Below are 18,667 nucleotides of genomic sequence, written 5' to 3'. Positions count from 1 at the left end.
CGGACAGCCCGTCGAGCCGGTCGGTCAGGAACCGGGAACGCCACTTCGACACCGTCGCCCGCGACATGCCCAGATCGGCGGCGACCTCGCCGATCGTGCCGCCTTCCGCGCACCGCAACACGATCCGGGAACGCGACGCCAACGCCTGCGCCGTCTTCCGCCGCCGGGACCACCCGGTCAACACCGAACGCTCCTCGTCGGACAGCACCACCGGGGCAAGCTTGGGACTCGGCACCGATCCACCCTACCGAGTAACCCCGAACTAACGACTCAGGACACTAGGCGATCATGAGCGCTGTCAATATCCCCCGACCGTGACCTGTGGACGACTCACCAGCCATGTGGACAACCAAACCCCGGGCATCCCGCAGAACCAGGCCCGGCCCACCGCAAGGCAAGCCGCCCACGGCAGGGTCAGACCTGCGCCCCGTTGTCCCCATCATCCATCAGGTTGTGCGGCGTCTTCCGCGCCCGCAGCAGCAACAACGCGATCCCCGCCGCCAAACTGATCAACGCCACCGGCGTGGTGATCCGCGCGTCCAGCCCGATCATCGGCGACAGGATCAGCAGGATCACCCCGGCAGCCACCGCCACCAACGCCACGATCGTCCAAGGCCGTGGTCGCGGCAGCGGCGGCGGCTCCGGTGGTTCGTAGTGTTCGTTGTCGTTCGCCCAGTCGATCTCGGTGTCGTGGGCGCGCCATGTCGAGGGCTGGGGCGCGGGGGCCAGGGTGGGCTCGACGGGCTCCGGGTCGGTGAGGTCCTCGGGCAGGTTGCGGCCGACGCCCTCGCGTTCGAGGTCGGCGACTATCTGCGCGAAGGCGGCGTCGACGTCCTCCGGTCCGTCGCCTGGACGACTCTTCACACCCGATCACCTGCCCGCTCGGCACGCACCCGCCGGACGAACTCGATGCTGCGGTCGAAGATGACCGGGGCGTCGTGGTCGAGGGTGGCGACGTGGTAGCTGTTCTCCAGCACGACCTCGGTGACGTCGGTGCTGGAGACCCCCGCCAGCACGATGGCCGAGTTCTCCGGCTCGACGACGTGGTCCACCGCCGAGTGCAGCACCAGCACCGGCTGGTCGACCCGAGGCAGGTCCCGGCGCACCGTCTGCCACAGCTTGGCCAGACTCGCCAGCGCGCGCAACGGGGTGCGGGGGTAGGCGTGCTCGCTTATCCCCGGTTTGGCTATGTCGTTGCCGATCGCGGCGACCGACGGCAGCACCCGGCACAGGACCGAGATCAGCCGGACCTCCCTGCGCAGCGTCATCACCGACGGGTTGACCAGCACCACGCCCGCCAGCCGGTCGCCTTGCGTCTGCGCGAGCCGCAGCACCAGCGTGCCGCCCATGGACAGGCCGAACGCGAACACCGTCGAGCACCGCTCGGACAGTTCGGTGAACGAGCGCTCGACCTCGCCGTACCACTGCGGCCAGGTCGTGCCGTTCATGTCCTGCCAGCTGGTGCCGTGGCCGGGCAGCAGCGGAACCCGCACGCTGTACCCCGCGGCCACCAACCGGTCGGCCCACGGGCGCATGCTGATCGGCGAGCCGGTGAACCCGTGGCTGAGCACGACCCCGACCTCGCTCGACCCGTCGTGCGCGAAGCTCTCCGCGCCTGGGATCGCGAGCACCCCGCCCCTCCTATGGTCCCTGGGCTTGCCGCCATCGTCGCATGAAACGGGCCGGACGCGCCCGGATCGGCTGCCCCTTGTTCGTCGTCCGGGCAACAACCGCACACCGGGCATCTCGCGGGGCGCCCCCCGCGTTACTCCCGGCTCTCGCGTTGTGCCGGAGCCTGCCCGATTCGTACCCTCGAACGGATCACCCGCGACAGACGAGGAGCGCCGTCCGCGTGCTGTACTGGCTGTGCAAGTGGGTCCTGCTGGGCCCGGTGCTGAAGCTGTTCTTCCGACCGCGGGTCGAGGGCCTGGAGAACATCCCGGCCACCGGCGGCGCCCTGCTGGCCAGCAACCACCTGGCCGTGTCCGACTCGTTCTTCCTGCCGCTGATGGTGCCGCGCCGGGTGACGTTCCCGGCGAAGCTGGAGTACTTCACCCAGCCCGGGGTCAAGGGCAGGCTGAAGAAGTGGTTCTTCAGCGGCGTCGGCCAGATCCCCATCGACCGATCCGGTGGTTCCGCCGCCCAGGCCGCCCTGGACACGGTGACCCGACTGCTGCGCGAAGGTCACCTGGTCGGCATCTACCCCGAGGGCACACGTTCACCCGACGGCAGGCTGTACAAGGGCAAGACCGGCGTCGCCCGCATCGCGCTGGAGGCCCGTGTCCCAGTCATCCCGGTGGTGATGATCGGCACCGACAAGGCCAACCCGATCGGTTCGAGGATGTGGCGCCCGTACCCGATCCGCATCAAGATCGGCAAGCCGCTGGACTTCAGCCGCTACGACGGCCTCTCCGGCGACCGGTTCGTGGAACGCTCGATCACCGACGAGGTCATGTACGCCCTGATGGAGCTGTCCGACCAGGAATACGTCGACACCTACGCCGCCGCGGCCAAGGACCGCGTCACCCTCCCCACCCAGCCCACCGCCCGCGACGCCGACCGTGCCCCGGAGTCGACCTCGGGCTGACCTCACCCGAGTGCGGCGATCTCCGTCCGCCAGAGCGCGCCACCGGCGATCACCTGCGCTTCCGCCCCGCTGACGGTCGCCGCGGTGACCGGGCCGGATGGGCCGTCGGTGTCTCGGGTCGTCCAGGTGTCGCCGGTGTAGCGGAGGAGTTTGACCTTTCCGTTGTCGGGGATCACCTGGATGACCGCGTCGCCGATGAGCAGTGGTGGGGCCAGGACGTCCTCGTCGCCGACCTGGATGGTGGGGGTGTCGGGGAGGCGGGTCCAGGTGGTGCCGGTCAGGCGCCAGAGGGCGAGCTTGTTGTCGGCCCGGCCCGCGGCGACGCAGGTGGTGTCGGTGCAGGTGACGGCGAGGGCGGCGCTTTGGCCGTCGGACGGCAGGACGGTGCGGGTCCAGTCGGTGGTGCCGTCGGGGGAGTGCCAGGCGGCCGGCTGTGGGGTGCCGTTGGCGTAGAGCCAGCCGACGATCAGGGTGCCCTGGGCGTGGCGGGTGGCGGCGACCGGGAACGACAGGGTGTCGGTGCTGCTCGCCAGGGGTGTGTCGGTCGACGGGTGGCGGTTCCACAGGCCCGCCGGGTCGGGCGTCCACACCGCGACGTCGAAACCGGCCTCGGTGCTTTCCCAGCTGCCCAGGACCGTGGCGGAGGTGGGGGTGACCACGGGGCCGAGAAGGTCGCCCGCGCCGTAGCCGCCGAAGACGCTGAAGCCCTGGCGGTGTTCGGTGAGGGCGGTGGTGTCGCCGTCCCAGACGCTCCAGCGGACGTTGCCGTGTGCGCCGCCGCGCTCCCCGCCGACGGCCACGATGCGGGTGCCGTCGGTGGCGATCGACGTCCAGCGGGCGAGTTGGCCGTACGGGGTGCTGCCGTGTGTCGGGATCTCGGTGATCGCGCCGGTCGGGTCGCGGCGTAACAGACCCGGGGTGCTGCCGCGGCGGATGCCGATCAGCAGGGAGTCGCCGAACGGGGTCAGCGTCACCGGCTCGGCGCCCGCCGGATCGACCCTGGTGAACGCCACGGCCGCCGGGGTGTCCGGACCGCCGCAGCCCGCCAGTCCCACCGTGACGGCGAACACGACCGCCCAGCCCCGTCTGCGCATGGCGGTCAGTATCCACCGGGGTGGGCTGACCTAGGGTGTGTTCGATGAGGTACTTCTACGACACCGAGTTCATCGAGGACGGACAGACCATCGACCTGGTGTCGATCGGTGTCGTCGACGAGGACGGGCGCGAGTTCTACGCCGTCTCGACCGAGTTCGACCCGGACAAGGCCGGGACCTGGGTGCGGGCCAACGTGTTGGACAAGCTGCCGCCGCCCGCCGACCAGGTGTGGTGTTCCCGGGCGGAGATGCGGCGGCGGTTGATGGATTTCCTGACACCCGCGCGGGCCCGGGACAAGATCGAGCTGTGGGCCTGGTTCGGGGCTTACGACCATGTGGTGCTGGGTCAGTTGTGGGGGGCCATGCCCGCGTTGCCGCGGTTGATTCCGCGGTTTACCCGGGAATTGCGGCAGCGGTGGGAGGATGTGGGAAAGCCCGCTTTGCCGCCGCCGCCGAATGACGCGCATGACGCGTTGGCCGACGCTCGACACAATCTGGTTCGGTGGCGGGTCATCGACGCGGAGTGGAAACGGCGGGTTCGGGAGGCCGAGTGATTTCGGTCCGGGATTTGCGCCTGGATCGGATTTGAGCCCCATCATTTTCGAGTGTTGAAAGATCGCCGGGACGACGGGCAGGGTGGGGGCTCCTGGCGGTGATGGCGGCTGACCGCCTGCTGCCCAGGGGGTGGGAGGGCCTCCTTGCTATACCGATTCAGTTGCGGCAGGCTGGCGCCGAAACGCGGTGATGACCATCACTGCGGGTGAGGGTTGGAGGGTCGGTAGTCATGCGGGTCGGCGTACTCACCGGTGGTGGAGACTGCCCCGGGTTGAACGCGGTCATCCGGGCGGTCGTGCGCAAGGGCGTCGAGACGCACGGCTGGGACGTCGTCGGGTTTCGCAACGGGTGGAAGGGGCCGCTGGAGGGGGACTCGCGGCCGATCGGGCTCGACGACGTCGAGGACATCCTGACCAGGGGCGGCACCATCCTGGGCTCCTCGCGGACCAACCCCTACAAGGTCGAGGACGGCCCCGACCGGATCAAGGCCGTGCTGGCCGAGCAGGGCGTGGACGCGCTCATCGCGATCGGCGGCGAGGACACCCTGGGGGTCGCCAAGCGGCTCACCGACGACGGCGTCGGCGTGGTCGGGGTGCCCAAGACCATCGACAACGACCTCGGGGCCACCGACTACACCTTCGGCTTCGACACCGCCGTGCACATCGCCACCGAGTCGATCGACCGGCTGCGCACCACCGCCGAGTCGCACCACCGGGCGCTGGTGGTCGAGGTCATGGGGCGGCACGCGGGCTGGATCGCGCTGCACTCCGGGCTCGCGGGCGGGGCCAACGTGATCCTGGTGCCGGAGCGGCAGTTCAGCGTGGACAAGGTCGTGCAGTGGGTGAAGCGGCGGTTCGAGCGGCAGTACGCGCCGATCATCGTCGTGGCCGAGGGCGCGCTGCCGGAGGGCGGCGACGAGGTGCTGATCACCGGCGAGAAGGACGCCTTCGGGCACGTCCGGCTGGGCGGCGTCGGCACCTGGCTGGCCGACGAGATCGCGGCCAAGACCGGCAAGGAGTCCCGGGCCGTCGTACTCGGCCACACCCAGCGCGGCGGCACGCCGACCGCCTACGACCGGGTGCTCGCCACCCGGTTCGGCCTGCACGCCGTGGACGCGGTGGCCGACGGCGACTTCGGCGTCATGGTCGCGCTGCGCGGCACCGACATCGTGCGGGTGAAGCTGTCCGAGGCGACCGCGGAGCTCAAGACCGTGCCGCTGGAGCGCTACGCCGAGGCCGAGGTCTTCTTCGGATAACGAGAACCTTCGAGCGCCCCGCGGAGTGGGTTCCGCGGGGCGCTTGGCGTGTGTGCACCGGACCGGTCGGTCGCGGGGTTACTGTGCGCGGCATGGACGAGCTGCTCTGGGTCGGGGCGGACGCGCAGGCACGGGCGTTGCGGGACGGGTGGGTGACCGCCCCGGAGCTGCTGGCGGCGGTGATCCGCCGGGCGGAGGCGCTCGCCCCGACGGTGAACGCCTTCCGGGTCCTCTACCTCGACTCGGCCCGCGCGGCGGCCGAGGACGCCCAGCGCCGGATCGAGGCCGGGGAACGGACGCCGCTGCTGGGCGTGCCGGTCGCGGTCAAGGACGATCTCGACGTCGCCGGGGACGTCACGGCCCAGGGCGGACGGCCGCAGTTCCCGGCAGCCGAGGAGGACAGCGTCGTGGTGGCGCGGCTGCGCGCGGCCGGTGCGGTGATCGTCGGGCGGACGCGGACGCCGGAGCGCTGCCTGTGGCCGTTCACCGAGTCCTCGGTGGCCGCGCCGACCCGCAACCCGTGGCAGCTCGGCCGCACCCCGGGCGGTTCCTCCGGCGGCTCGGCGGCGGCGATCGCGGCGGGCATCGTCGGCGCGGCGACCGGGTCCGACGGCGGCGGCTCGATCCGCATCCCGGCCGCGGCGACCGGCGTCTTCGGCCTCAAGACCACGCGCGGCCTGGTGCCGCAGACCCCCGGCTGGCACGGGCTGTCGAGCGTCGGCCCGCTCGGCCGCCGGGTCGCGGACGCGGGGGCGATGCTCGACGTGTTCACCGGCGAATCGGTGTATCGGGCGGCCGTGGACGCGATTCCGGAACCGACCCGGATCGCTTTGGTGTGGCGGACACCGGTCGGTCGGCCCCGGTTGGATCCGGCCTGGCGGCGTGCGGTGCTGGATACCGCGGACCGGTTCCGTGCGTTGGGGCATCGGGTGACCGAGGTCGACCTGCCGCTCGGACCGGCGCCCACACCGCAGTTCGTCCTGCGCTATCTGCGCGGTGTCGCCGACGATGTCGCGCGTCTTCCGCACCCGGAATGGCTGGAGCGCCGCACCCAGGCTGTCGCGAAGATCGGCCGCCGTGTTCCCGACCGGGTGTTGCGCTGGGCTCTCGACGCGGAAACCGGGCTGCAGGAACGGATGGCCGGGTTCTTCGCTTCCCAGGATGTGATTCTCCAGCCCACGTGGACGAAGACGCCGCCGAAGGTCGGGTTGTTCCACGGGCGTGGACTCATCGCCACCTGGCTCGGGGTGACCGCGCGTATTCCGTATTTCCCGACGTGGAACGTGTTGGGGTATCCGGTTGCGACTGTCCCGGTAGGACAGGACGCGCTGGGAATGCCGATCGGTGTGCAACTCGTTGGACCGGCCGATTCCGAGCGGCTACTGTTGTCGATGTCGGGGCAGTTCGAGAACGCCCATCCGTGGGCGGATCGGCGGCCCAAGATCTGAATCCGCTGGGGGGACCGTGGAATTCTCGGGTGGGATCGAGCGTGTGCGGCGACGGTTCGGGAATGACGTGGAGCCGTGGCTTGCAGGGCTCCCGGAACGGTTGGCGGAACTGGCCAGGCGCTGGGATCTGACGCTCGGGGCGGCATTTCCGGACGGCAACTCCGCGATCACCATGCGGGCCGTGCTGGCGGGGGTTCCGGTGGTGTTGAAGGTGACGCCGGATATCGAGTTCGCGGCCGAACAGGTCGAGGTGCTGCGAGCGTTCGGGCGTTGCGCGCCGGAGGTGCTGGCCGCCGCCGAGGGCGCGCTGCTGCTGGAGTTCGTCGACGGTGTGGTGGGGTGGCCGTCAGCGGAGAGGTTCGCTGCGTTGCTGCGGGAGATGCACTCGGCTGTTCCCGATCCGGCTCGGATTGCTCGGCGGGAGCTGGCGTCGCATAGCGCGGAGTTCTTTCCGATGTTCCGTCCACTCGGGCCGATCACTGCCGAACACCTGCGACGGGCGGGTGAGATTCGTGCCGAGCTGGTTGTGGAGCAGGGGAAACCGGTTCTGCTGCACGGTGATCTGCATCGAGACAACTTGTTGGACGCGGGTGGGCGGGGGTTGGTGGTGATCGACCCCAAGGCATGTCTGGGAGAGGCCGAGTTCGACGCGGTGGATTATGTGCTTGGGGGGCCTGAGGATGTGGCGGAGCGGCGGGACGCGTTGTTGCGGGTTTCTGAGCTTGATGGTGAGCGGTTGGAAGGGTGGTGTCGAGCGACGGCGCCGTTGGTAGCCATCGGGTTGGTACGGCAAGGGCGGTCGATCGACCACATTTTGACGTATATGAAGTGATCGGCCAGGTGTGCGGCCGTGCCCGACGGAGCGCGTCCGGGAGCGTCCCCGGCGGCTGAGGTTGCCAGGTCGGGGACAGTGCCGGGCGGGGATGAGGGGGTGGGTGGCGGGAGAAAATGTCACAGCGCCGCGTGTGGGGAGCACCTCCGGCGGCTGAGGTTGCCAGGTCGGGGACGATGCCGGGCGGGGATGACGGGGTGGGTGGCGGGAGAACCGGAGCGCGTTCCGGGAGCGTCCCCGGCGGCTGAGGTTGCCAGGTCGGGGACGATGCCGGGCGGGGAAGAGGGGGTGGGTGGCGGGAGAAAATGTCACAGCGCCGCGTGCGGGGATTCGTCGTAGAGGGCGCCGATGTCGAGGTAGGCAGCGAACGTACCCAGCCAGTGTTCCGCCGCATAGCCATAACCGAACACGTACTTCCAGCCCGCCTCATGGTGTTCGTCAGCCGCCTCCCGCGCCAGGGCCTGGTAGCGGTGATCGTCCGGGAGGCTGTCCGCGACACCCCGCCAAGCCCAGGTGCGCGACAACGCCAGGCCTGCCAGATGGGAGCCGTGCGGATCGGCCGGGTCGTCCACCGGGACCGGGTTGCGCAGGACCGACCAGCGCTGCGCGGTCAGGTCCGGAATGAACGCGTCCAGCCAGGCGGCGAACTCGTCGGGGTCCAGGACGCGGCGCATCAGGTCGGCCTCGGCGAGGGCGGGGGAGAGAAAGTCGGCGGCACTGGGTTCGAAGCCGCCGTAGTCGCGGTCGGTGAGGTAGAAGCGGCGGGTCGCGGACTCGCAGGCGGTGGCCAGGTCGCGGTCACCAACGGCGCGGGCCGCGTCCAGGCCGAGGGACAGGGCGAAGGCCGAGTTGGTGTGCGTGCCCACACGGACCGGCCAGCGGGCCAGGCCCAGCCAGGTCAGCCAGCGGGCGCGGACCGCCTTGACCAGCGGGCGCAGTGCGTCCGACCACGCCGACGCCTCCGGCCAGGCGCGTAGCTCCGCGTCGAGCAGCAGCAGCCACGCCCAGCCGTAGGGGCGCTCCCAGAACGCGCCCTCCGGGCTCGTGAAGAACTCGGCCTCGACCTGCGCGCCCTCCGGGGTGATCAGCCGGTCGAGCGCCGCGCGGGCCAGGTCGGCATCCCTGACCTGCGGGAACAGGCGCAGGAGGCGGACCGCGAGCCAGGTCTGGTGCACGCACGAGTGCCAGTCGAACGAGCCTGCGAACACCGGGTGCCGGTGCCGCTGGGGGACCAGCTCGTCCGGCGAGTCGATCAGGTGGATCCAGTGCACCGGGTAGTCACGCTGGATGTTGGCGACCGCGGTCGTCAGGAGTCGGTGGGCGGTGTCGGGGTCCAGTCCGGTGGTCATCGGCGCATCTTGCCGTCTGCAACTCGCCGTGCCCACCCCCGGTACCAATTTCCGCCGGCCGTCCCGGCCGTCAACCCGGTTGCCCTGTCTCCTACGCTGATGTCGTGAACTGGACCGTCGACGTGCCGGTGGACACGCTCCCGGAACTTCCGCCGTTGCCGCCCGCACTGCGCACCCGACTCGACGACGCCCTGTCCCGCCCCGCTGCCCAGCAGCCCGAGTGGCCCGACGGCGAGCAGGTGCGCCGCGTGCGCACCCTGCTGGAGAGCGTCCCGCCCATCACCGTGCCCGCGGAGATCGACCGGCTGCACGACCGCCTCGCGGAGGTCGCCCGCGGCGAGGCGTTCCTGCTGCAGGGTGGTGACTGCGCCGAGACCTTCGTGGACAACACCGAGCCGCACATCCGCGGCAACATCCGCACCCTGCTGCAGATGGCCGTCGTGCTCACCTACGGTGCCAGCCTCCCGGTCGTCAAGGTCGGCCGGATCGCGGGCCAGTACGCCAAGCCCCGGTCCAACAAGACCGACGCGCTCGGCCTGCCGGTCTACCGGGGCGACATCGTCAACTCCCTGGTCGCCACCCCCGAGGCACGCGTCCCGGACCCGGGCCGGATGCTGCGCGCCTACGCCAACGCGGGCGCCGCGATGAACCTGCTGCGCGCCCTCACCGGCGCCGGTATGGCCGACCTCACCAAGGTGCACGACTGGAACCGCGACTTCGTCCGCACCTCGCCCGCAGGCGAGCGCTACGAGGCGCTGGCCACCGAGATCGACCGCGGCCTCCGCTTCATGCAGGCCTGCGGCGTCGAGGACAGCTCCCTGCACAGCGTCGAGGTCTTCGCCAGCCACGAGGCCCTGCTGCTCGACTACGAGCGCGCCCTCCTCCGCCTGGACTCGACCAGCCCCGATCCCAAGCTGTACGACCTGTCCGCGCACTTCCTGTGGATCGGCGAACGCACCCGCCAGCTCGATGGCGCCCACATCGCCTTCGCCGAACTGCTGGCCAACCCGATCGGCCTCAAGATCGGCCCCGGCACCTCGCCGGAGCTGGCGGTCGAGTACGTGGAACGGCTCGACCCGCGCAACGAGCCCGGACGGCTGACGCTGATCAGCCGCATGGGCAACGGCAAGGTCCGCGACGTGCTGCCCGCGATCGTGGAGAAGGTCGAGGCCTCCGGACACCGCGTCATCTGGCAGTGCGACCCGATGCACGGCAACACGCACGAGTCCTCGACCGGGTACAAGACGCGGCACTTCGACCGGATCGTGGACGAGGTCCAGGGCTTCTTCGAGGTCCACCGGCGGCTGGGCACGCACCCGGGCGGCATCCATGTGGAGCTGACGGGCGAGGACGTGACCGAGTGCCTGGGCGGCGCCCAGGAGATCTCGGACGCGGACCTCGCCGGGCGGTACGAGACTGCTTGCGATCCGCGGCTGAACACGCAGCAGTCGTTGGAGCTGGCGTTCCTGGTGGCGGAGATGCTCCGCTCGTAGATGTTGTTCGGCAGCGGCGGTCGTCCTTGGATGACCGCCGCTGTTTGTTTTGTGGGTTGTCCACATGGCTGCCGAGTCGTCCACAGGTCGGCTGGGCCGAGCCGGGATGGGGCGTTGAGGTGGGTTGTCCACAACCTCGCGGATCCATCCACAGGTCACGGTCGGGGGATATTGACAGCAGGCCCGGACGCCTAGGGTTCCTCGTATAGGGCGGGTTTGCCCCCCGGGTGGGTGGGGGCGTGCCTCGGGGCAGGCTGGGTCAGAGGGCGAAGGCGGTGACCTTGCTGCCGGACTGGACGCGGGTGGTGGGGCCGGGGTTCTGGTTGAAGATGCGGCCGTTGGGGTTGGAGAAGGGCTGCAGGTCAAGTTGCAGGCCCGCTTGTTGCAGGATCGCCTGGGCCTCGGGGATCGTGCGGCCGGTGATGTCCGGGACGGCGACCGAGTTCGAGATCACGACGGCGACGCGCATGTTGCCTGCTGAGTCGATCTTGGTGTCCGGGGGTGGGTCGGTGCGGACGACGCGGCCGCTGTCGATGTCCGGGGAGAACTCCGGTTGGCCGTCGTATGGCTGGAAACCGGCCTGGGTGAGTTGGCGGAAGGCCTCGTCGCGGGTTTGGCCGCGGACGTTCGGGACCGGTTTCGGGGCCGGGCCCTTGCTCAGCACGAGCACGACCCGCTGCCCGATGTCCAGGGCGGTGCCCGCGGGCGGGTCCAGTTTCACGACCTTGCCCTGGGTGATCGAGTCGTCGTAGACGTTCTTCGAGTCGTCCAGTTGGGGTTGGAGCTCCTCGGCGCGCACGGCCTGTTCGGCGTCCTCGCGGGTCGAGCCGCCGGGGACGTCGGGGACCACCGGGCGGCCCGCGGAGACCACCAGGTTGACCTCGTCACCGCGTAGTGCCTCGACGCCCGCGGCCGGGTCGCTGCTGATGACGACGCCCGCGGCGACCTTGTTGTCGCGGACCGTGGTGACGTGCGGGCTCAGGTTCGCCGCGCGCACGGCCTGCTGCGCGACCGTCGAGTCCTGGCCGGTCAGGGTCGGTACCTCGGTGTAGCGGCCGGAGCTGAACCACCAGATGCCGGTGCCGAGAACCCCGAGCAGCAGCACCCCGACAATGCTCAGGATGATCAGCCGCCGGGTCTTGTTCACCGGGCGCTGGACCGGGACCCCGCCGGTGTTCGGAACCGGGATACCGCCGGTGTTGTACTGGATCGGATGCGGACCGGTGGGCGGCCGCTGGTCGACTGACTCGATCACCTTCTCCAGATCGGAGCGCAGCATCGCCCGAGTGCCCTGAGGGCCCATCGCCGAGAAACCCGAGGGAACCTGTCGGACAATCGTGGGCGAATGCGGGACCTGTCCGTAGCCGGTCTGCGGGAATGGTCCGGACGGCGGCGCGGTCTGCACGGTCGAGTCCGTGCGGACCGTGGTGTCGTCGTCGGGCTGGGCGTCCGGAATCGCGGAGCGCGGCACCTTGACCGTCGCCTCCGGATCGTCGTCGCCCTCCGGTGCCGCGTGCGCGGGACCCTTCTTCGTCTGGTCGGCGGCACCGTCGGCGGGCCACGCCTGCGGCGCGCCGGACTCGGCGGCGGCGTCGGAGGCCGGTGTGTCGGGACCGGTGGTGTTCGACTCGGTCGTGCCAGGCCAGGACGGGTCGGTGTTCGGTTGTCCGGCCTGCGTCGGTATCGGGCCGCTCGGCCATGGCGTGCTCTGGCCCGGATTGCTCTGACCAGGAGTGGCGGATTGCCCCTGATCGGGCGTGCGTTCCGCACTGTGCTCGGACGCGGAGTTTTCGCCGGAGGCGTTCGCGGTCCCGGGGATGCCGTGGCCGGGTGTCGTGGGGCCGGACGACGGCGTGTGGGCCGGGTCTTGCCCTGACACTCCGGGGCTGGGCGTGCTGCCTGATCCCTGGTCCGCCAGGCTGGATATGCCGTGGCCGGGTGTGCCTGTCGTTCCGGGAACGAGTCCGGGGCCGGTGCTGTGACCGGTCGGATCGGTGGGGCCTGTCGCGGAGGTGTCGCCGTGGTCGGGCGTGCTGCCCGGCCCGTGGGCGGGCAGGCCGTGTCCGGGTGTTCCCGTTGTCCCGGGCCCATGTCCGGGTGCGGTCGGGTCGACCGATCCCTGTCCGGCCATACCCTGCGCGGATGCAGCGCCCTGTTCGCCGGGCGTGTTGCCCACGCCCTGACCCGCCTGGCCCGGCAGGCCAGGTCCGGGTGTGCCTGTTGTCCCGGGCGGGAGTTCGTGTCCGGGCGTGCCGGTGCCGTGGCCGGTCGAGTCGGCCGGTCCTGCCATGCCCGGCGCGGGCGCGACGCCCTGACCGCCGGGTACTCCGCCGATCGCGCCGGATGCGTGGTGGCCTGCGGAGCCCTGCGCGAAGCTGTGGCCGGGCATCCCGGGCGTGCTGTGCATGGGCGTGTAGGCGGGACCCTGCCCGAACGTGTCCGGGGCGCCATGCCCAGGCATCCCACCGGGCGCAGCGGGCGGGTTGCCGGGGCCCTGAGCGACTGAGCCGTAACCGGGCGGCTGTCCGTGTCCGGGCATCCCCACCGGCCCATGCCCAGGCGCGATGCCCGCGGCAGGCACACCAGGGCCCATCGGGCCGCTGCCCGGCCACGCGGGCGCGTAGCCGCCCGTGCCAGGACCGTCGATCCGGGCCGCCGGATAACCGGGCGCCCCAGGCGGTGGCGTCCACACACCGTTCGACCGGGGCACACTGCCCGAGACCGCCGCGATAGGCGCGCTCGACACCTGGACCGTCCCGTCGACCTGCATAGGCTGCGGTACCGGGATCCGCATCCGAGGCAGCGACAACGCCGCCCGCACGCGTTGCAGCTCCATCAGCAGAGCAGCCCCATCAGCGGGGCGCGCGGCCGGATCACGCCGCGTCGCACGTACGACCAAGTCGTCCAGGATCGGGGGGATGCCCGGCACAGAGGCGCTGGGCGGCGGCACATCGTCGTTCACGTGCCGATAGGCCACGGACAGTGCGCTGTCCCCGTAGTAGGGCGGCATACCCGTGAGGGCCTCGTACAGGACGATCCCCGCCGAGTACACGTCCCCACGCGCGGTAGCCGACCCTGTGGTGACCTGTTCCGGCGACAGGTACGACACCGTCCCCAGGATCACGCTGCTCTTGGTGGTGCCCACGCTCGCCACCGCGCGCACGAGGCCGAAGTCGGCGACCTTGACCACGCCGCCGGTGCCGATGAGCACGTTCTCCGGCTTCACGTCGCGGTGGATCAGGCCCGCCCGGTGCGCGGCGGCCAGTGCCGAGGCGACCGGTTCCATGATGGCCACGGCCAGCGGGGTGGGCAGCCGGACGCGTTCGGCCAGCAGGTCGCGCAGGGTGCCGCCGCTGACCAGCTCCATCACCAGGTACACGTTCTCGCCGTCGAGGCCCTGGTCGTGCACGGCCACCACGTTCGGGTGGTGAATCTTGGCCGCGGACCGGGCCTCGCGCTCGAAGCGCTCCACGAAGGTCTGGTCGTCGGCGAACCGGGCGTCCATCACCTTGATCGCGACCGGTCGGTCCAGGCGGGTGTCCAGGCCGCGGTAGACCGCCGACATCCCGCCGCGCGCCAGCGGCGCGTCGACGCGGTAGCGCTGCTCCAGCAGCGCCCCGATCAGGCTCGGGCCCTTGTCCTCCACAAGAGTGGATCGTACGGAGACCGAGCGGGGCATGTGGGCGCCCCCACGTTTATGTGACTTTCGCCGGGGGCCGGGGACTCGCGCGTCACCACCCGGTCGCGGTGCGCGATCCGCGCGGGCGGGAAGGTACCTGCTCAGCGGGCGTGGATGTGGCATGGTTGTCAGCCGTGAGTTCTCTTCCCGTCGCCGACGACGTGCTCGACCCCGAGGTTCCCGTGCTGCCGCTGCCGGATGTGGCCGTCCGCCTCGATCAGCCCATCACCCACGTGCACCAGGCCCTGCGCGACCACCAGCTGCTGGCGGTCCGCCGCGCCGGGGTGCTGCTGGTGCCCGCCGAGTTCATCACCGACACCGGTGACATCGTCAAGGGCCTGTCCGGCACGATCACCGTGCTCAACGACTCCGGGTTCAGCCCTGGTGAGGTGCTGAGCTGGCTGTTCACCCCCGACGAGTCGCTGCCCGGCAGGCCGATCGACGCGCTGCGCGGCGACCGGGGCCGGGAGGTCAAGCGCCGCGCCCAGGCCCTCGCGTTCTGACCCGGGCCGCCACGCAGCGCGCCACCCCGGGTACCGCCACCATCAGCCGCCGCCGGGCGGGCACCACCGCCCGGCGGGTCACCACGTCGTGGTCCGCCGCCGCGATCTCGTCCAGGATCGCCGCGTACAGGCGAGCCGCGGTCGCCACGCACGGCCGCGACACCGGGTCCAGCAACGCGATCCCGGGCTCGGCGGCGCGGTAGACCGCCCGCGTGTGTGCGGCGAAATGCGCCATCGCCCGTCGGATCGCCCGGTCCGGGCCGTGTGTACGCGCCCACAGCAGCCGTTCGCGGTCCACACCGAACGCGGCCAGGTGGTCGGCGGCCAGGTAGACGCGCCCGCGGTCGAGGTCTTCACCGACGTCGCGCAGAAAGTTCGTCAGCTGGAACGCCTCGCCCAGCCGCGCCGCGTAAGGTGCGGCTTCCTCGGCGGGACACACGGTGCCGAGCACGGGCAGCAGCATCAGACCGATGACACCCGCGGAACCGTGTGTGTAGCGGGCCAACTCGGCCAGATCTGCGTAGTCGGTGACGGTCAGGTCCATCCGCATCGAGTACAGGAACTGTCCGAACAGGTCACGGTCTATGCCGTGGCGTTCAACGGTGTCGGCCAACGCCAACAACACCGGTAACGCCCCGGGCACACCGTCCAGCGCACTCTTGAGCGCGCGCTCCAACTCCAACAGATCCGCCGCCGGATCAGGACCGGGATCGTCCACGATCTCGTCCGCCACCCGCGCGAACCCGTACAACGCGTGCACCGCCGGACGCCGCGCGGGCGGCAACAACCGCGTGGCCAGGTAGTAACTACGGCCGTGCACGGCGTTGAGCGCGCGCCCGGCCGCGTAGGCCGCCGTGAGATCCCCGCTCAGCGCGCGCACCCCACCCATTGCGCGGGCGGGCACTGCCCCTTCGCGTTGCGGTACGTGTCGACCAGCTGCTTCAACAGCCCCTGCGCCGACGCCGCGTCACCGGTCGCGGTCACCAGGTCCACCCGGCACACCGAGCCGGTCGCGCCCAGGCAGTAGTTCAGCTGCTGGCCCGCGGTGTCGGACCAGAACTTGCCCGCCACCACCCCGTACTTGAACACCTGTTGCCCGAACACGATCGCGTACACGTAATGCGAGCCCTCTGCCTGCTTGTTCTGCGCGCTCGCGGGCGCCGCCTTGGCCAGCGCGGTCACCGCGGCCAGGTCCGGCGCGTCGGCCAGCACCACCGTCGACCACTCCACGCTGTACGGGTGGTTGCCGGGCACCGAGTTGGCGCGCGCGAAGAACTGCACCCACTCCGGCGTGGCCACCGTGCACTTCGCACTGCCCGGCTGCCCCGGCGCGACCGGACCGGCCTGCGACTCGCAGTTGCCCAGCGGCGCGTTGTCGCCGATCCACCGGCCGCGCACGGACACCTTCACCGCCGCCTTGCCGCCGTTGGTGAAGTTCACGACGATCGTGCAGCTGGCCGCCCCGCAGCCCTCGAAGGTGTGCTCGCCCTCCTGCACCGTGGTGAGCACGTCCACCGGCGCGGTCAGCTCGCCCGCCTGCGCGGCCACGTCCTGGTAGAACTTCGCCAGGTCGGCGGTGCCGTCCGCGACGGTGCCGGTCAGCTGCTTGACCTTGGTCGCGTCGGCCTTGCCCACACTGTCCAGCTCGACCTTGAGCAGCCCGTGCGGCGCCGCGTCGGCCAGGTAGGCGGTGCCCCTGGCCAGCGGCACCTTGACCACCTTGGCGCCCGCCAGGTCCGACCGCTCGGCCTTGTCCACCGGGTCGGCCGCCTTGTCCCCGTCGACCAGCACGCTCTGCCCCAGCGCGACCGGGGTGAACACGTCCGCAGGCTCCATGCCGATCAGCCCGCCGGGCACCTTCACCCACCGGTCGGCCACCGCGGTGCCCTTATTCTGGCCGTTGGCGACCCCGGACAGCGACGCCCAGAACTCGGCCGCCGCCTTCAGGTAGATGCCGCCGCCGACCACCAGCAGCTGCGTTGGCTTGTCGTTGATGGTCATCGACCCGGCGATCTCGCCGCTGCTCGCGGCCGCCACGTCGAAGCCCACCAGGTCGCCGGAGGCGGCCGTGAGCGTGCCCTTGAACCGCAGCAGACCCGCCTCGGCCAGGTCGCGCGCCGCCTGCAGCGCCGCGTCGGACACCGTCGGCGGGGTGATCGGGGCGGGCACCGCCGCGCCGGGCACCTCGTTGCTGCAGCCCGCCACCAGGGCCGCGGCGCAGGCCAGGGTGATCACCGCCCGGACACCCGGCCGTCCTCGTCGCACTGCCCCGCGCATTCGCCGCTCCCCGTCCGCGCCCAGCTCACCGCGTCGCATTATCGCGGCAGGACAAGGCGAATACCTGCAAGTAAGTTCACAGTCCGCTTACGGATTGCCCGCGCCGCTCGGCCCCGGGCGCCCGACCGGCGATCCGCTGAGCCGCCAGTCTGCCGGAGACCAGCACCGGCGGGACGCCGACACCCGGGGTCGTGCCGCATCCGGCCAGCACCACGTTGTCCACCCCGGGCACCAGGTTCCGCGGCCGGAACGGCCCGGTCTGCGCGAACGTGTGCGCCACCGAGAACGGTGTGCCTGCCGCCAGCCCCGCCGCCGCCCAGTCCGCGGGCGTCACCAGCACCCGCGTCTCGATCGCCGCGCCCAGCCCGGTCAGCCCGCGTTCCTCCAGCACGCGCACCAGCTCGTCCCGGTAGATCGGGCCGATCCTGGCCCAGTCCACCGGGCCGGTCCGCAGGTTCGGGCACGGAGCCAGCACCGACACCTGCTGCCTGCCCTCCGGCGCCAGCCCGGGGTCGGTCGCGGTCGGCCGGGTCACCAGCAGCGACGGGTCGCTCATCAGCCTGCCCCGGCGGGTGATCTCGGCGAACGTGCGCTCCCAGGCCGCGCCGAAGAAGATCGTGTGATGGTCCAACCGGTCCCAGGACCGGGTCGTGCCGGTGTGCAGCACGACCGCCGACGGCGAGTACCGCAGCCCCAGCGGCCGCCGCGGCGTCACCCCCACCAGCCCGTACGCGGTGGGCAGGTCCGCGGTCAGCACCACCGCGTCGCACGCGATCCGCTCACCCGCCGTCGTCCGCACCGCGCGCACCCGCGCGCCCACCCGCTCCAGCCACGCCGCGCTCGTCGCATAGCGGAACCGCACCCCGGCCCGCCCGGCCGCCGCCGCCATCGTCTCGGCCACCGCGCCCACCCCGCCGCGCGGGAAGTACACCCCGGCCACGGTGTCCATGTAGGCGATCACCGCGTACGCGGCCAACGCCCGGCTCGGCGGCACCCCCGCATACAGCGACTGGAACGAGAACAGCCTGCGCAGCCGCTCGTCCCGCAGGTGCCTGCCCACCGCGGGGCCCAGCCTGCCGAACCCGCCCAGCGCGGCCAACCGGGCCAGGTCCCTGCCCAGCAGGTCCAGCGGCGAGTCGAAGTTGGCGCCGATGAACCGGTCCCGCTGCACCCGGTACAGGTCGGTCAGCCAGGCCCGCAGCCGCAGGTAGCCGCGGGCGTCGCGCGGCCCGGCCACCCGCCGCACCTCCGCGGCCATCGCCTCGGCGTCGGTGTGCACGGCGATCGTCGACCCGTCCGCGAACTGCGCCCGGTAGGCCGGGTCCAGCTTCGTCAGCTCCAGGTCGAACGGCGCGCCGACCGCCGCCAGCGCCTCCTCCACCAGCTCCGGCATGGTCAGCACGGTCGCGCCGGTGTCCACCGTGTACCCGCCGAACCGCTCCCGCCGCGCCCGGCCGCCCGGCGCCGCGGCCGCCTCCACCACGGTCACCTCACGGCCCGCGCCCGCCAGGTGCAGCGCCGCGGACAACCCGGCCAGACCCGCCCCCACCACCACGACGTGGTCGGTACGGCCCGGCACCGTGCGCGTGCCCACG

The 18,667-nt window shown here is 71.5% G+C and carries 16 protein-coding genes and 1 pseudogene; 7 read left to right on the top strand and 10 right to left on the bottom strand.

Annotation, left to right across the window (positions count from 1 at the left end):
* The 3 genes from C503_RS0131810 to C503_RS0131800 all read right to left on the bottom strand — a co-directional run.
* On the bottom strand, positions 1 to 235 hold a 235-nt coding region (locus tag C503_RS0131810; protein WP_156893650.1), incomplete at its 3' end, for a helix-turn-helix domain-containing protein.
* Positions 236 to 414: 179 nt separating this feature from the next.
* Positions 415 to 864, bottom strand: coding sequence for a hypothetical protein (locus tag C503_RS0131805; protein ID WP_018686278.1), 450 nt, complete (start codon positions 862 to 864; stop codon positions 415 to 417).
* Positions 861 to 1,631 (bottom strand): alpha/beta hydrolase, encoded by a 771-nt coding sequence (locus tag C503_RS0131800; RefSeq protein ID WP_018686277.1) that lies wholly within the window; start codon positions 1,629 to 1,631, stop codon positions 861 to 863. The genes C503_RS0131805 and C503_RS0131800 overlap by 4 nt, the downstream gene beginning before the upstream one ends.
* A gap of 221 nt (positions 1,632 to 1,852) precedes the next feature.
* Between C503_RS0131800 and C503_RS0131795 the strand changes: the two genes are divergently transcribed.
* Positions 1,853 to 2,587 (top strand): lysophospholipid acyltransferase family protein, encoded by a 735-nt coding sequence (locus tag C503_RS0131795; protein WP_018686276.1) that lies wholly within the window; start codon positions 1,853 to 1,855, stop codon positions 2,585 to 2,587.
* Positions 2,588 to 2,589: 2 nt separating this feature from the next.
* Here the strand turns inward: C503_RS0131795 and C503_RS41565 are convergent, their stop codons facing one another.
* A complete protein-coding gene (locus C503_RS41565; RefSeq protein ID WP_018686275.1) occupies positions 2,590 to 3,681 on the bottom strand; it encodes a hypothetical protein in 1,092 nt (363 codons plus the stop codon).
* A gap of 44 nt (positions 3,682 to 3,725) precedes the next feature.
* Between C503_RS41565 and C503_RS0131785 the strand changes: the two genes are divergently transcribed.
* The 4 genes from C503_RS0131785 to C503_RS0131770 all read left to right on the top strand — a co-directional run bounded on the left by C503_RS0131785 (position 3,726) and on the right by C503_RS0131770 (position 7,771).
* Positions 3,726 to 4,235, top strand: a complete 510-nt coding sequence (locus tag C503_RS0131785) for a polyadenylate-specific 3'-exoribonuclease AS (RefSeq protein ID WP_018686274.1) — start codon at positions 3,726 to 3,728, stop codon at positions 4,233 to 4,235.
* Positions 4,236 to 4,465: 230 nt separating this feature from the next.
* Positions 4,466 to 5,491, top strand: a complete 1,026-nt coding sequence (locus tag C503_RS0131780; RefSeq protein ID WP_026316902.1) for a 6-phosphofructokinase — start codon at positions 4,466 to 4,468, stop codon at positions 5,489 to 5,491.
* 92 nt (positions 5,492 to 5,583) lie between these two features.
* Positions 5,584 to 6,939, top strand: a complete 1,356-nt coding sequence (locus C503_RS0131775; protein WP_018686272.1) for an amidase family protein — start codon at positions 5,584 to 5,586, stop codon at positions 6,937 to 6,939.
* A 43-nt stretch (positions 6,940 to 6,982) separates the two neighbouring features.
* Positions 6,983 to 7,771 carry an aminoglycoside phosphotransferase family protein gene (locus C503_RS0131770; RefSeq protein ID WP_169514635.1) on the top strand — a complete coding sequence of 263 codons (789 nt, stop codon included), beginning with the start codon at positions 6,983 to 6,985 and terminating at the stop codon, positions 7,769 to 7,771.
* 308 nt (positions 7,772 to 8,079) lie between these two features.
* On the opposite strand, the gene C503_RS0131765 is transcribed toward C503_RS0131770, so the two are convergent.
* On the bottom strand, positions 8,080 to 9,120 hold the full coding sequence (locus C503_RS0131765) for a DUF2891 domain-containing protein (protein ID WP_018686270.1): 1,041 nt from the start codon (positions 9,118 to 9,120) through the stop codon (positions 8,080 to 8,082).
* A 104-nt stretch (positions 9,121 to 9,224) separates the two neighbouring features.
* Here C503_RS0131765 and C503_RS0131760 point away from each other — a divergent pair, with 104 nt between their 5' ends.
* Positions 9,225 to 10,613 (top strand): class II 3-deoxy-7-phosphoheptulonate synthase, encoded by a 1,389-nt coding sequence (locus C503_RS0131760; protein WP_018686269.1) that lies wholly within the window; start codon positions 9,225 to 9,227, stop codon positions 10,611 to 10,613.
* 259 nt (positions 10,614 to 10,872) lie between these two features.
* On the opposite strand, the gene C503_RS48235 is transcribed toward C503_RS0131760, so the two are convergent.
* Together C503_RS48235 and C503_RS48230 are read right to left on the bottom strand one after the other, a co-directional pair.
* Positions 10,873 to 11,892: a Stk1 family PASTA domain-containing Ser/Thr kinase gene (locus C503_RS48235; RefSeq protein WP_245572634.1), complete on the bottom strand. Its 1,020-nt coding sequence runs from the start codon at positions 11,890 to 11,892 to the stop codon at positions 10,873 to 10,875.
* A gap of 1,284 nt (positions 11,893 to 13,176) precedes the next feature.
* A pseudogene (locus C503_RS48230) lies at positions 13,177 to 14,292 on the bottom strand (protein kinase domain-containing protein); the annotation flags it as partial.
* 134 nt (positions 14,293 to 14,426) lie between these two features.
* On the opposite strand from C503_RS48230, the gene C503_RS0131745 reads away from it, so the two are divergent.
* Positions 14,427 to 14,795 carry an Rv2175c family DNA-binding protein gene (locus C503_RS0131745; RefSeq protein ID WP_018686267.1) on the top strand — a complete coding sequence of 123 codons (369 nt, stop codon included), beginning with the start codon at positions 14,427 to 14,429 and terminating at the stop codon, positions 14,793 to 14,795.
* On the opposite strand, the gene C503_RS0131740 is transcribed toward C503_RS0131745, so the two are convergent.
* The 3 genes from C503_RS0131740 to crtI all read right to left on the bottom strand — a co-directional run bounded on the left by C503_RS0131740 (position 14,764) and on the right by crtI (position 18,666).
* Positions 14,764 to 15,684, bottom strand: a complete 921-nt coding sequence (locus tag C503_RS0131740; RefSeq protein ID WP_018686266.1) for a phytoene/squalene synthase family protein — start codon at positions 15,682 to 15,684, stop codon at positions 14,764 to 14,766. The genes C503_RS0131745 and C503_RS0131740 overlap by 32 nt on opposite strands.
* On the bottom strand, positions 15,663 to 17,072 hold the full coding sequence (locus tag C503_RS0131735) for a hypothetical protein (protein ID WP_156893649.1): 1,410 nt from the start codon (positions 17,070 to 17,072) through the stop codon (positions 15,663 to 15,665). The genes C503_RS0131740 and C503_RS0131735 overlap by 22 nt, the downstream gene beginning before the upstream one ends.
* 76 nt (positions 17,073 to 17,148) lie before the next feature.
* Positions 17,149 to 18,666 (bottom strand): phytoene desaturase family protein, encoded by a 1,518-nt coding sequence (gene crtI / locus C503_RS0131730; protein WP_018686264.1) that lies wholly within the window; start codon positions 18,664 to 18,666, stop codon positions 17,149 to 17,151.
* Position 18,667 lies beyond the last annotated feature (1 nt).

The organism is Actinokineospora enzanensis DSM 44649, from assembly GCF_000374445.1.
Taxonomy (GTDB): domain Bacteria; phylum Actinomycetota; class Actinomycetes; order Mycobacteriales; family Pseudonocardiaceae; genus Actinokineospora; species Actinokineospora enzanensis.
This window is presented reverse-complemented; position numbering and strand designations above follow the sequence as displayed.